The organism is Bradyrhizobium sp. HKCCYLS3070, assembly GCF_051167575.1.
Taxonomy (GTDB): domain Bacteria; phylum Pseudomonadota; class Alphaproteobacteria; order Rhizobiales; family Xanthobacteraceae; genus Bradyrhizobium.
Map to the genome: position 1 here is coordinate 122,282 of NZ_JBNPTI010000008.1, position 13,291 is coordinate 135,572.

Here is a 13,291-nt window from a genome sequence, read left to right on the forward strand (position 1 = left end):
ATATGGCGCCAATCTAGCTCCCACTGACGGGCAGGTTCCGGCACGGAGGTAAGGAACAACCATGTACCCGCGCCGTTCGGACAATGCGTCCCCCGCCCAAACGTCCGAGGCCTTCCATGTATCACCACGTCAAGAAGCTGATGTTCACCGTCCGTGTCGACGAGCCGGATCCGCGCTTCGGCAACATGCTGCTCGAGCAGTTCGGCGGAGCCAACGGCGAACTCGCCGCGGCCATGCAGTACTCGATCCAGGGCCTGAATTGCGAGGATCCCGACCGCAAGGATCTGTTGATGGATATCGGCACCGAGGAGCTGAGCCATCTCGAGGTGGTCGGCACGCTCGCCCGCATGCACCTGAAGCCCGCCAAGTTCGACCGCGAGGCCGCCGAGGCCGATCCGCTCATTGCGATCGCCGGCGGCGGTGGCGTCAACCTGTTCAACTCGCAGGGAAATCCGTGGACCGCCGATTATCTCAAGATCACCGGCGAGCTCGACGTCGACCTGCGCAGCAACATCGCCGCGGAAGCGCGCGCCAAGATCGTCTATGAGCGGCTGATCAATTTCACCGACGATGCCGGAACCAAGGACGCGCTGCAATTCCTGATGACGCGCGAGATCACCCACATGAAGGCGTTCGCGCTGGCGCTGGAGAGCATGGGCAAGCCCGCCTTCAGCATCGGCCGCCTCGCGCCGACACCGGGCCTGGTCGATCAGTTCTTCAACGATTCCACCGGCGCCGGGGATCATGGCGAGATCGACACCCGCGGCCCTTGGAACGAGGGCGGCGACTGGGTGTTCACGGAATCGCCGGCGATCCAGGCCGGCGAGCCCGGAGCAGCCTCTGCGATTGTCACCGAAAGCTCGCCGCCGGCCGACGAATCCGGCCTCAGCGATCTCCTCATGGACGAGCTGCGCGACATCCTGCATGCTGAGAAGCAGCTCACAAAGGCGCTTCCGAAGATGGCGGAGGCCGCGCGCTTCGACCAGTTGAGCGAATTGTTCGAGCAGCATCTGGCCGAGACGGAAGCGCAGATCGAGCGCATCAACGAGTGCTTCGAGCTTCTTGGGAAGACGCCGCGCGCAAAACCCTGCAAGGGCATGATGGGCCTCATCGAGGAAGGCCAGGAGATCATGACCCAGAGCGAGGACAAGGAGGATGCCGCCGCCGACCTCGCACTGATCGGCGCCGCGCAGCGGGTCGAGCATTACGAGATCTCCGGCTACACCACCGCGCGCAACCTCGCCCAGCAGCTCCGCCACAGCGCCGTCGTTGCGCTGCTGTCGAAGTCGCTGGCCGAGGAGGAGAACGCCGACCAGCTCCTCAACCAGGTCGCGCGCTCGCTGATGTCGGTGGCGAAGATGCCGGCCGCGATCGAGCAGGCGTGAGGAGGGCGTAGTCGTAGACGGATGAGCGCAGCGTCATCCGCCGCCTTCCAAATCAAGACGGCGGGTTACGCCTGCGGCTAACCTGCCCTAAGAGTCTCAACTCTCTCCCAGTCGTCATTCCGGGGCATTCGCGCGCAAACGGCGCAGCCGTTTGAAGCAGCGTGAATGAGCCCGGAATCCATAACCACAGGCCTCAGTTTGAGGCGAGCACGCGCCACATGCCGCTCGCACCTCACCACCATCGTGAGTATGGATTCCGGGCTCGCCCTGCGGGCGCCCCGGAATGACGGTGGAGGGAGCGATGACAACAACGAGCAAGCCAACATGGGCTGCCGTCTCACTCCGTATAGCTGTGCGACCGCTCCGCCCGGCGGAAGTGAACCGGCGATAGGCAGCGCCGGGCCCGGCTGATCTGGGCGTCGGTGGCGCCCCGGCTGCGCGCATACATCTCGGCCACCTCGGCGGTATATTTCTCGACGTAGTAGCGAACCTCGGAGCACGACATCCGCGTCTCCGGACCTGCTTCGTTGGCCGCCTGCAACTCGGACCCCATCGCCAGCACCAGCACTCCCGCGCCGATCACGCTTCGCAACATCGTCGTCTCCCCATTGTCGTAGCCGCCTGCCAGCAGGCGTGACTCGGCGCGCCGGGGCAAATTAACAATGGGCCGCGCATGACATCGCGCGCGGACTGTTGCTTCACGGCGTCACCGCGACGCGTGCGTCGCAGCGCGTTTTGCTGTTGTAATGCTCGTCCAGTTCCTCATTCGGAACCGGCGCGTTCGGATGCGACGCTCGCGATCGGCGCCACGCCATCGCTCGGCGCGACCCACAGCTCGTAGGACGGCGCGGGGATTCCGAACGAGCCTCAGGCCGTCACGCCTTGGCTCGACGCAGCCGTGCTGCTGGCTGCGCCATTGGTCGCGCCCTGCGCATTGTAGGTCTGCGCGTTGTTGCCGCTTCCGTTCGAGGCAGCGGCAGTCTTGGTCACCTCGGTCGAGCCGTCGGAATAGGTGATCGTCGTTGTGGTGATCCCGTCGAGGGTGATCGAGACCTCGCTGACCACGGTCTTACCCGACGATGAGCCGCCGCTGCCGGAAGAACTTTCAGACGTGGCGCTGGCGGAGCTGGTGGCCGAGGACGACGACGTCTGAGACGTGGACGAGGTGGATTGCGTGGCGGTGCTTGCCTGGGACGCGGTGGCCGCGACGGGCGTTGTGACAGAGCTGATCGACATGGGACTCTCGCGTGAAGAAGGAAGCCGGGCCGCGCGGTGGGCGTTCGGCCCGCTTCTTCAACGCAACTGCCGCCCGAAACTGGCGGCGCCAGTTGCGTCTGATTATGTCCGGACGCCGCCGTCCTGATGCCGGACCAAGACCGAAGCTTGACGCCGGTGGCCCCATCGCGCTCGCATCTCATGTCCATCGTGGGCATGGATTGCGAACTCGGCGGCGGGAAAGAAGAGCGATTGCCAAGCTCCCGCGGCGCACTCTAGTCTCCTGCGCGCATGACCTTCGCGCTCTCTTCCCAGCAGAAATCGCAGTTCACCGACGCCGGCGCGCTGCACGTCACGACGGCACTCGATGCGTCCGCTTTGCACGCTCTCGCCGCCGCGCTGTCCCGCCACGCACCGGCGCAGGCCGGCACCCGGCTGCACGGTGTTGCCGCGCTGACGCCGTTGCTCGCCAATGACGGTCCGGTCGGCCGCGCCGCCGCCGCCGTTCTCGGCGATGCCGCGCGCCCGGTGCGCGCCGTCTATTTCGACAAGACGCCGCAGATGAATTGGGCGGTCCCGTGGCATCAGGACCGGACCATCGTAGTGCGCGAGCGCATCGAGCTCTCGGGTTTCGGTCCCTGGACCACCAAGGGCGGCCTGCAGCACGTCGCGCCGCCTTACGAGGTGCTGGCGCGGATGGTCACCTTGCGTGTCCACCTCGACGCCGTGCCCGACGGCAACGCCCCGCTCCTGATTGCGCCAGGCTCACACTGCCTCGGCCGCATCCCGGAAGCCGATGTGCCGATCGTCGTCGCGCGGTGCGGCACCGTCGCGTGCCACGCCGAGCCGGGCGACATCTGGCTGTATGCAACACCGATCCTGCACGCCTCGGAACTATCCGTGCAGCCCGGCCATCGCCGCGTGCTGCAAGTCGATTTTGCCGCGGATGAGCTGCCGGGCGGACTGGAATGGCTCGGCATTTGAGACAACGGAGGAGGGCGGATGAGCGGAGCGTCATCCGCCCTTGGCGGCGCGGTGGAAAGGCGGGTCACACTAACACCAACCCGCCCTACGCGACACGGATGGTGCGCGTCGCCGGTTACTTGCCGAGGATCTTCTCGGCCGCCGTCACGATGCTGACCGTCGGATGCTCGGCGCAGTACGCGCCGAACTTCTTGGCGTTCGCGATGAACTCCTCGGTGTCGAACAGCGCTTCGTCCTGATCGCCCTTGTACCAGCCGTCCAGCCAGATCAGCACCATCTTGATGGTGTCGTCGCCGCTTTCGACGAACTGCTTGCAGCTCATGGTCGACAGATCGAGGACGACCGCCGACGCCGGCGCAGATGACAGCAGGAGGGCGACGGCAAATAGTGGGGCAACGAGCGATTTCATATGGTTCTCCGAATGGGCATGATCAAAAACGATGAACTATGCAGAGGCTCACCAATCCCTTCGCGAAGCGGCGCGAATTCCGTGATCACGATCGCGACGGGAGCGGTGGCCGGAACTGTCCGTACCGCGCGGAGAAAGTCAAGCATGAGCGGGAGAGCCGCAGGGTGCATCGAGCCTTTCCGGCTCCGAGGTCTGAATTGGGAGCCTCGGCGGGCGCGCGCGCCTGTCGGGCAAATCACGTTGACCCGAAATGATCGTGTCAAGGTTTGCTGAAAAACATAAATCGCTTTGTCGTTTCCCAAAATCAGCATTATGGTACGCCCATCCCGTTGCACGGTAGGGGACGCTTCGCGGTCGTCACGGACGTTGGCAGCGGGATGCGGTGGACGCGGGCGGGCGCAGTGCTGTTGGCACGGACGAACGGCTGCTCGCGGACGGTGAAGGCGTGTGGTTCTGATACTCCGACGCTAGTATCAAGCGTAATGCGCGAGAGCGCATTGCGCGACATGGTGGCCAGAAAGCCCGGTGCACCAGGAAGAGCGCGCTATAGACCGTTAAAACCATCGCGCGGGGAAGGCCGGGTCTGTCCGGCTGTACCTGTGGTGACTGCCGCCTGCTTTTTTTCTGCAGGCGGGCCACGGGCCTCAGCCGAGGTCCGGCCTTCCTCGCGCCCTCCACTCGGTGAGGGCGGGAATTTAGCTCATAGCTCGGGCGCGGAGCGCGTCGCGAGAGCGCGGATGCTCATGCCGAGCTACGCTCCGAGCTGATCGTGACATGCTGTTTGAGATTGTGGATCACACGATGCTACATGGCCGGTGCTCACCCTCCCCTGGAGGGGGAGGGTCGATCGCGCGCGAAGCGGGCGAGCGGGGTGGGGTGATGTCTCCACCGGCACGGGTGCGTGTGGAGACATCACCCCACCCCGCCTCACGTTTCGCTGCGCTCCTCGTGAGGCGACCCTCTCCCTCCAGGGGAGGGTGGGAGCCCGGTGATCAGCCATGATGTAAGGACGTCAAAGCTGCGCTGTCACGACCGAGTCGAACTCACGCCACCAGCACGGCCTCGGCGCCGAGCACCGCATCGGCGCCGTCGGTGACGGTCTTTTCCAGGGACGGCGCCTGCACGGCAAACGTCTCGGCGAAGAACCGTGCCAGCGCCACGTGACGGGCGCCGACGGTCTCGCTCTCGCTGCGCGCGGCGAGCGCCTCGTTGGCCAGCATGCAGCCGCCGAGCGCCGAACCGAACAGGCGCAAGTACGGCGTGGCGCCGGCAAGCGCGTCGTTCGGGGCTGTCGCCAGCTTCTCCAACAGCCAGCGGCTGGAGCGGTCGAGCGCGCCGAGCGCGTCGCGCAGCTTGGCGCCTGTCGTGCCGAACGCCGGATCGTTGGAGGCCTCGACGCGGCGGACGATGTCGGTGAGCTCGTCGAGCAGCTTGAACACCGAGGCGCCGCCGTTCGCACCCAGTTTGCGGGTGACGAGGTCGATCGCCTGGATGCCGTTGGTGCCCTCGTAGATCGCGGTGATGCGCGCGTCGCGATAGTGCTGCGCGGCGCCGGTCTCCTCGATGAAGCCCATGCCGCCATGGATCTGCACGCCGAGATAGGCGACCTCGTTGCCGATGTCGGTGGAGAACGCCTTGGCGATCGGCGTCAGCAGCGCGCCGCGCGCGGCCGCCTCGGCGCGCACGGCGGGATCCTTGGCGCGCACGGCGACGTCGAGCGCCACGGCGGTCGCGTAGCAGATCGAGCGCGACGCGGCGGTCAGGACGCGCATCTGCATCAGCATGCGCTTGACGTCGGGATGGGCGATGATCGCGTCCGAGCCGGTGCCTTTGCTGCCGACGGCGCGGCCTTGGCGGCGGTCCTGCGCGTAGGCGAGCGCCTGCTGATAGGCGCGATCGGCGACGCCGACGCCTTCGAGGCCGACTCCGAGCCGCGCCTGGTTCATCATCGTGAACATGCAGCGCATGCCGGCGTTTTCTTCGCCGATGAGATAGCCGATGGCGCCGCCATTGTCGCCCATCGTCATGGTGCAGGTCGGCGAGGCGTGCATGCCGAGCTTGTGCTCGACGCCGGTGGCGTAGATGTCGTTGCGGGCGCCGAGCGAGCCGTCGGCATTGACGAGGAATTTCGGGATCAGGAACAGAGAGATGCCCTTGGTGCCGGCCGGCGCGTCCGGCAGCCGCGCGAGCACGAAATGCACGATGTTGTCGGTCATGTCGTGGTCGCCATAGGTGATGAAGATCTTGGCTCCGGTGATGCGGTAGCTGCCGTCCGCGGCCCGCTCGGCGCGGGTACGCAAGGCGCCGACGTCGGAGCCGGCCTGCGGCTCGGTCAGTTGCATCGTGCCGGTCCATTCGCCGGAGATCAGCTTGCCGAGATAGATGTCCTTCAGCTCCTTGCTGCCATGGGCGTCGAGCGCCTCGATGGCCGACAAGGTCAGCAGCGGGCACAGGCCGAAGGCGACGTTGGCCGCGCTCCAGATCTCGGTGCAGGCGGCGTTGATGGCGAGCGGCAGGCCCTGGCCGCCATGCGCCTCGGGGCCGGACACCGCGTTCCAGCCGGCCTCGGTCCAGCGCTTGTAGGCATCCGGCCAGCCCGGCGCGGTGGTGACCTTCTTGTCGGCGAGCTTGACGCCGTTCCTGTCGCCGATCTGGTTGAGCGGGGCGAGCACGTCGGTGGCGAACTTGCCGGCTTCCTCGAGCACGGCGGCGGTGATGTCGGGGTCGAAATCGCCGTAATGGCCGGCCTCGACCGCCGCCTTCAGCCCGGCGCCATGGTTGAGGGCGAGCAGCATGTCGTTGAGCGGGGCGCGATAGGTCATGGCGTGTCCTCGGGGGTCGAAATTGGCCGGTTTGGCCGCCGTCATCCCATGAAACCGGCCGGGTCTCAACTTTTTCGCAAGCCGTTGCGGCGGGCGGCCGCGGCGGACCCGGCGGGACAGGGTAAAGGCTTGTTCAGATTGACGAATCGGCGAGCGCGGCGGATCACCCGGAGCCCGCGCAAATTTCCTGCGGCGCAGCGGTTGAAATGGGCCGGCGCGCTCTGTAGACCACGGGCGCCGATCCGGAATCGCATGGCGCCCGCGCGCCATGCCGATCCGCCGGGCCTGATGGGGCGTAGCCAAGCGGTAAGGCAGCGGATTTTGATTCCGCCATTCGGAGGTTCGATCCCTCCCGCCCCAGCCAGATTTCCGGAGCCCAGTCGGTATCTTACATTTTTACGATCTTGTTGTTCTGAAACTCGCCAGACGCCGCATTCCGAAACTCTGTTTGCGTTGTGTTCGCCAAAACGTGAGCTCGTCGTTTGCGTGTTGCCGCAAGGACGCGCGGAGCCGTGCGCTTGGCGTAGCCGGCGTTACTCCGGGCCAAGGATTCGGGATATCCCTGGCGAATTCGGCCGGGTACAGCCGATGAACCACGCGCCATGCCTTGCGGCACAGGCCAACGAATTTCTCGCCGCGCCGAAAGAGTGTGCTCTCGCCCGCGTCATCCTGATGAACGTTTCGTAGAGCTTATCAGCGGCACGCGGGGTGATACTCTTGATCGGCAAGCACCCGATGCGCTCGCCTCCTTTGTTGCGCACGTCGCAGATGGCTTGCATGCTGTGCTCGTAGCCGGGTCGCGAGCGCTTCGAGACCTTTTCGAGACATGCCTTTGTCTGCGCATATTCGCGGAAAAGCCAATCAACCGAGCCGACGCGCGCTACAGAAGCCTTTGGATCGGGGATGCCCTTTCGATTTTGGCATCGGCATCACTCCACGTCTCGTCGTCAGAATCACTGTCATCCGAAGGCAGCCGATCATTGGCACAATCAAGCTCTCCGACGTTCCATGCTCTTCGGCGAGCGCCAATGAGTGCGGGCTTCGGCATACTTCCTGCCTGCACCATCTGATCGAAGACGTTGAGGGAAGCGCAGATGCAAGCGGCTATGGCCTCACGGGTGATGAGCCGGGGCTTGAGCGATGACGAGAGAGACGTCCGCCTTGGCTCGGCGAGATCTTGGTAACAGAGCCTAGATTCTTCGTGCCCGTTCTATCTTTTTCGGCGTAGTTCGCTATCCTTGTTACGACATGAAAGATATCATCGTCATACGTCGATGTAGGTGCAATGGAGTTGCTGGAGATGAACAAGCAGGGTGGAGGCGTCGAGATCGCGAAGGGAAATCCCTTTCACGCAGATGTCGTCCGTATGCTCAGAGACGCAGACGAATATTATGCGTCGCTTTACCCGCAAGAAAGCAACCACTTGATCGATGTGAATGAGTTGGCGAAGGACGATACTCTTTTCTTCGTCGCTCAGATCAACGACAGGGTGATTGGCTGCACGGCCCTCGTCTTGTCACCTGACTATGGTGAGTTGAAACGCATGTATGTAGATCCTGCCTATAGGGGGCTGGGGGTCGCGCAAGATCTGCTGGATACGATCCTGCAGGCCTCGCGAGGGGCAGGGCTATCTTGTATTCGTTTGGAAACCGGATACCTGCAGCATTCCGCGATAGCATTGTATCGAAAGAACGGCTTCTTCGAAATTCCGCCGTTCGGCGGTTACGGCATCGACCCGCTGAGCATATTCATGCAGCGCGACCTTTAGCAACCTGCTGAATGTCCCACAGGCATCTGCCTGCACTTTGGTGCCGATGTTGGACTCTGTCATTGTCTTGGTCGTTGCGCGGTATTCGCTCTTCTGCGCGGCGGCCGCAGGTGGCCTATTGAGGTCAAGCTCGAACAGGATTTGAATCGGAGAGAAGGGCATTAGAACCCTGTCTTTCCATTTGAGGAGCATCAAGTGGACGCCAGTTCCCTAAGGGCTATGCGCTTCAACAGCAACGCGGCACGCTCGATATTGCGATCGTCGAAATCATATGAGGGGCTGTGCAGGCTGGCAGCGCTGTCCGTCCCCTGACCAATCAAGCAATACGCCCCCGGGACCTTTTGTAGAAAGAACGAAAAGTCCTCTCCGGCCATGCTCGGACGAACGTTGCTCAGGATGTCGTCTTGATCAAGCAAGATGTCTGCAACGCCGGTCACGAGAGCAGCGCGGTCCGCATGATTGATCGTGGCTGGATAGAGCTTTTTGTAGGTCACCAATCCCGTCAAATCATGGGCATCGCAGACGTGGTCCACGATATCTCGGATCTTCTTCTCAATAGTCGATTGAACGTCCGTACAATATGTACGAACCGTGCCGACACAGTCGACCCGATCGGGAATCATGCTGCCCTTGAGAGGGCTTCCGCCGTGAATGCCTCCGATAGATATGACGGCAGCCTCCCCGGGATCCACATAGCGCGATACGACGTTTTGCAGCATCGAGATGATGTTTGCGGTGGCAACGATCGGATCCCTCGTCTGGTGGGGAATTCCGCCATGGCCACCCGCTCCAAGGACGGAGATTTCGATCCGGTCCGCCGCGGCCATCACCGCCCCGCTATTGATGGCGATCTTTCCGATTGGAAGCCACGGCGCATTATGAATTGCATAGATCGAGCTGAGCGGGAATCTCTCAAGCAATCCATCTTCGATCATCGCTTTTGCACCCGCTCCCCCCTCCTCAGCGGGCTGGAAGATGCAACATACGGTTCCGGAAAACTCACGGTTCGCTGAAAGCTCTCGTGCGGTAGCGAGCAGAATGGCCATGTGGCCGTCGTGACCACACGCATGCATGCAGCCGCTGTTCTGCGACTGCCAAGCAAGACCCGTCTGCTCCGTCAATTCCAGGCCGTCCAGCTCTGCCCTCAACCCCACATACTTTCTGGGGCCAGTCCCTTTAATGCCGCGAATGATGCCGACCACGCCGGTTCCGCCGATCCCGGTCTGTATCTCGTCGGCACCGAGCGCTTGCAGACACTCCACAACCATCGCCGACGTCTTGAGCTCCTTGTACCCTAACTCCGGAATCGAATGCAGCGCCCTGCGGATGCGTATCGCTTGATCGAGAGTGCCTGGCTGCAGTGCGTCACGCAATGACATATCATCTCCTTCGTCTCGAAGCGGGCGTCCTCGTCGCTGCGACCCGCTACGCCAGCTTCTGGATGTTCTCGGACAAGGCCATTGCCTCCGACCTTCCACGAACAGGAGCGAGTTGGTGAAACGACAGCATGTCCTCCAGGGCGGCCGCACAGGAAATGACGTCGTGGTCGCCATTTGTCGGCCCGATCACCTGCAGTCCTACTGGAAGACCCGACCGCGTCACACCGCAAGGCAGCGACAACGCAGGAAGACCGGCCACGGCCGCAACGTAGGTCAACGCTGTCCAGTCGAAATAGCCATCGAATACATGGCCTGCACATTCAACTACGGTCGGCTGATCGATCGGATGAGCCGGCACGATTGTCGACGGACATATCAAGAGATCATATGTTTCGAAGAAATCAGCCACATGCTGCACGATGCGAACCCGCGCCTGTTCGGCTTCAAGCATCTGGTCGATCGTCAGCTTCAGCCCCTCGGTCACGTTCTCCCTGATATCGGTTGATCTCACCAGCGTACCCTGCTTCCTCAGGACGCTACCAAGGCTGCACGCCAATACGTAAGCACGCATCACTCGAAAACATCGCTGGACACCATCTAGATTCGGAGACGCCTGATCCACGACGACGCCATTGGCCTGAAGTCGCGCCGCGGCATTTTGCACGATGCAAGCGACTTCGGGGTCCACAGGGCCGATGTTCAGATCAGCAGAGAAGGCGACTCGCTTCGGCAACTTCTGGACTTCAGCCGCGCTGGCAAACGACCGCAATGGACGTGGTTTGGAAAGCAGATCCCTATGGGTCTCGCCCGACATGGCGTCAAGGAACATTGCAAGATCGACGACGTTTCGCGCCATGGGGCCTTGGACGGCTAGCGTCTGATCAACGGATGCGCGGTTAGCCATCGCGACCCGCCCCGGCGACGGCCTCATCCCAACAACGCCACAAAAGCTCGCGGGAATGCGCAAGGATCCCCCCATGTCAGAGCCATGAGCAAGCCACGTCATATTCAACGCCAGAGCAGCAGCCGAACCGGAAGATGATCCCCCCGGCGAATATTTGACGTTCCACGGGTTCAAACACGGGTCAAAGACCGGATTCAGAGAATTGAATCCAACGCCGAGTTCAGGGACGTTGGACTTTCCAAATACAAGTCCCCCTTCGTCTTCGATGTGCTGGACGACCGCATCAGTGAAGGCTGGAACATGATCGCTATATATGAGAGATCCGGCCGTCGATCGAACCCCGGACACTTTCTGAAGGTCCTTGATGACCAGCGGCAGGCCAGACAGTTGGCCGCGCTCGTCGCGAGGCTTCTGCATCAATTTTGATGCACGATCATGCGCCCTATCGAAGCAGAGCGTCGGCAGGGCGTTGACGGTCGAGTTGACCTCGCCGACGCGCTGTTCCACCGCATCAAGGCAATCATGCGGAGTCACGTCACCGCGTCTAAGCAGGGACACGACGTCAACAGCCGAATAGTCGAGCAAGGCGTTCATCGCTGGTGTGCCCCTTCGAAGATGAGTAAAGCGGTGCCCGCCACTGCTGTGATTGCGCCCAGGAGCGAACTTGCATTCGGTCTCTCACCCCGCGTAAGCCAGAGCAGAAGCAGGAGCACCAGCGGCGTCGAGGACGCGTATGTCATCGATATTGCGATTTTTCCGCTCGTGATCGCCAGCATAAGAAGCGTCAGGCCGCCGCACATTCCAACGAGCGCACTCACAACGATCTTGGCGTAAACGGTAGCTGAGCTGGCGTCTGTCCTGATGTCGTCGCTGCGGGTGCGGCCCATGATGACAAACAATAGGGACGCTGCGCAGAACCGTATTGTCGTCGCCATGATGGGCGACGTTCCCGCCGTTACGACGGGAGTCGAGATCAGCGTGCCGATCGCCTGGCATCCGGCTGCAAGAACCGCCAATGCGACGCCCGTGTTCTGACGTTCGGCGTTGAGATGTCCATTCAGGGGAGCGCCGGCGCCTCCTCTGAAGGCAATGACAATCAACGCCCCAGTCAGTACAAGAAGAATACCAACTCCCGCCTCTATCGTGGTCCTCTTGTGATAGATGGCAGCCTCCAGCACGGCGCCGATAACGACGTTGGACGAGAATATGATGCTGGTCTTCTTCGGCCCTATTTTGCTGATGGCGGCAATGAGAGACAGGTCGCCGACCACAATTCCAATGAGGCTCGATGCCGCGAGCGTCAGCGCGTCCGCGACACTCACGCGAAGCGGAACATCGGCGATGAACAGCACCGGTAGCATGAAAAAAGACGCGAAGATCATTCGCGTCTTCGTGAACTCGAAAACACCTGTGGTGCGACTGACGTCAGCGGCAATGAGGCTACTGATCGCCAGGCACGCAGCGGTTCCAAGCCCGGCAACTTCGACGCCGACCGTCATTCGACGTTAGCCGTCTCGACTGTTGCGTCATCAGACCTGGTATCGTCTGGATAGATGTCTTCCATCGAGTTGTGCGTTATGGAATCCGACACCATGTCTTCCGGCGACGCAAACGTCAGGACCACAACGGTTCTCTTGGTAGATCCCGTCAGGGGCGCCACACGATGCAGTGTCGTATTCGCCTTCATAAAATAGCAATGTCCGCTGTTGACGTAGAGAGACCGAACGACGTTGTCTTGCAGGACCCGCCGGAGGTATGGCTCAGTCGAGCCCTTCTGCCATTCGACGTTCGAGAGGTACTCGACGCGTCCCCCGAGGAGCGGATCTGGAGCCTCAATGACAAAAATGAGGGCATAGGCATAATCGTCCCAATGCCATCCATGGGTGTCGCCAGGCTCGCACTGGCTGTTGATGATATACTCCTCGGGTCGGTAAGGAACCCGTTCAATGTTCTCACCGGCGAGCTTCCGGAGGAAGGAGAGAACCGCGTCGCTATTGAAGATGGCCGGAATAATCCCGTCATGTTGACAAATAGCGTCACGCCCGACGCTGCTGTAGGCTCTTGGTGTGTTGCCGCTTTCCTTGATGGTCAGCTTTCGCCGCTTCGACTCCCGGTCGAGCAGGATATTGGCTTCGCTGGTGAGCGCTTCGACCATATCCTTCGGAAGAAGCTGATCGATGACAGCGACGTGATTGCTCCTGAACGTTTGTGACAGCTGATCGATGGCGGCTTGCGACAGGCCGCCAATGTGACTAACTAGGCGCAGCTCGGTGTCTGTGGGCGTGCAGTTTGCTGACAGATTCATTGCAACCTCAAGTTCGGTGCTGAAAGAGCCAGGGCGGATCCCCCCGCCCGAGGACGTGCGGCTATGCATCGCGCGCGTCGCGACTGCCTCCGTCGTTCTGTACGGTGCCTGTGGGCCATG

11 protein-coding genes and 1 tRNA gene are annotated in these 13,291 nt (G+C 62.1%); 4 read left to right on the top strand and 8 right to left on the bottom strand.

Annotated features, from left to right (window positions below; translation table 11 throughout):
* The first annotated feature begins 116 nt into the window (after window positions 1-116).
* Complete coding sequence (locus ACQR03_RS23505; protein ID WP_315715553.1) at window positions 117-1,385, top strand: DUF892 family protein; 1,269 nt, start codon at window positions 117-119, stop codon at window positions 1,383-1,385.
* A 337-nt stretch (window positions 1,386-1,722) separates the two neighbouring features.
* Here the strand turns inward: ACQR03_RS23505 and ACQR03_RS23510 are convergent, their stop codons facing one another.
* The gene (locus ACQR03_RS23510; RefSeq protein WP_315715554.1) at window positions 1,723-1,980 is read right to left on the bottom strand and encodes a hypothetical protein; all 258 of its coding nucleotides are present in this window, start codon (window positions 1,978-1,980) and stop codon (window positions 1,723-1,725) included.
* A gap of 272 nt (window positions 1,981-2,252) precedes the next feature.
* Window positions 2,253-2,621 (bottom strand): hypothetical protein, encoded by a 369-nt coding sequence (locus tag ACQR03_RS23515; protein WP_315715555.1) that lies wholly within the window; start codon window positions 2,619-2,621, stop codon window positions 2,253-2,255.
* Window positions 2,622-2,891: 270 nt separating this feature from the next.
* Between ACQR03_RS23515 and ACQR03_RS23520 the strand changes: the two genes are divergently transcribed.
* Window positions 2,892-3,584 carry a phytanoyl-CoA dioxygenase family protein gene (locus ACQR03_RS23520; RefSeq protein ID WP_315715556.1) on the top strand — a complete coding sequence of 231 codons (693 nt, stop codon included), beginning with the start codon at window positions 2,892-2,894 and terminating at the stop codon, window positions 3,582-3,584.
* Window positions 3,585-3,699: 115 nt separating this feature from the next.
* On the opposite strand, the gene ACQR03_RS23525 is transcribed toward ACQR03_RS23520, so the two are convergent.
* Window positions 3,700-3,993 carry an HdeA/HdeB family chaperone gene (locus ACQR03_RS23525; protein WP_315715557.1) on the bottom strand — a complete coding sequence of 98 codons (294 nt, stop codon included), beginning with the start codon at window positions 3,991-3,993 and terminating at the stop codon, window positions 3,700-3,702.
* Window positions 3,994-5,036: 1,043 nt separating this feature from the next.
* Window positions 5,037-6,815: an acyl-CoA dehydrogenase gene (locus ACQR03_RS23530; RefSeq protein WP_315828096.1), complete on the bottom strand. Its 1,779-nt coding sequence runs from the start codon at window positions 6,813-6,815 to the stop codon at window positions 5,037-5,039.
* A 289-nt stretch (window positions 6,816-7,104) separates the two neighbouring features.
* Between ACQR03_RS23530 and ACQR03_RS23535 the strand changes: the two genes are divergently transcribed.
* Window positions 7,105-7,179, top strand: a tRNA-Gln gene (locus ACQR03_RS23535).
* 936 nt (window positions 7,180-8,115) lie between these two features.
* Window positions 8,116-8,583 carry a GNAT family N-acetyltransferase gene (locus tag ACQR03_RS23540; protein WP_316195879.1) on the top strand — a complete coding sequence of 156 codons (468 nt, stop codon included), beginning with the start codon at window positions 8,116-8,118 and terminating at the stop codon, window positions 8,581-8,583.
* A 191-nt stretch (window positions 8,584-8,774) separates the two neighbouring features.
* Here the strand turns inward: ACQR03_RS23540 and ACQR03_RS23545 are convergent, their stop codons facing one another.
* Genes ACQR03_RS23545 through ACQR03_RS23560 form a run of 4 tightly spaced genes read right to left on the bottom strand, consistent with a single transcriptional unit; the run spans window position 8,775 to window position 13,171 of the window.
* Window positions 8,775-9,962 (bottom strand): amidohydrolase, encoded by a 1,188-nt coding sequence (locus ACQR03_RS23545; RefSeq protein WP_434841934.1) that lies wholly within the window; start codon window positions 9,960-9,962, stop codon window positions 8,775-8,777.
* A 46-nt stretch (window positions 9,963-10,008) separates the two neighbouring features.
* Window positions 10,009-11,460 carry an amidase gene (locus ACQR03_RS23550; protein ID WP_315752042.1) on the bottom strand — a complete coding sequence of 484 codons (1,452 nt, stop codon included), beginning with the start codon at window positions 11,458-11,460 and terminating at the stop codon, window positions 10,009-10,011.
* Window positions 11,457-12,365, bottom strand: coding sequence for a DMT family transporter (locus ACQR03_RS23555; RefSeq protein WP_315752041.1), 909 nt, complete (start codon window positions 12,363-12,365; stop codon window positions 11,457-11,459). Before ACQR03_RS23555 ends, ACQR03_RS23550 begins: the two co-directional genes overlap by 4 nt.
* Window positions 12,362-13,171, bottom strand: coding sequence for a HalD/BesD family halogenase (locus tag ACQR03_RS23560; protein ID WP_315752040.1), 810 nt, complete (start codon window positions 13,169-13,171; stop codon window positions 12,362-12,364). Before ACQR03_RS23560 ends, ACQR03_RS23555 begins: the two co-directional genes overlap by 4 nt.
* Window positions 13,172-13,291 lie beyond the last annotated feature (120 nt).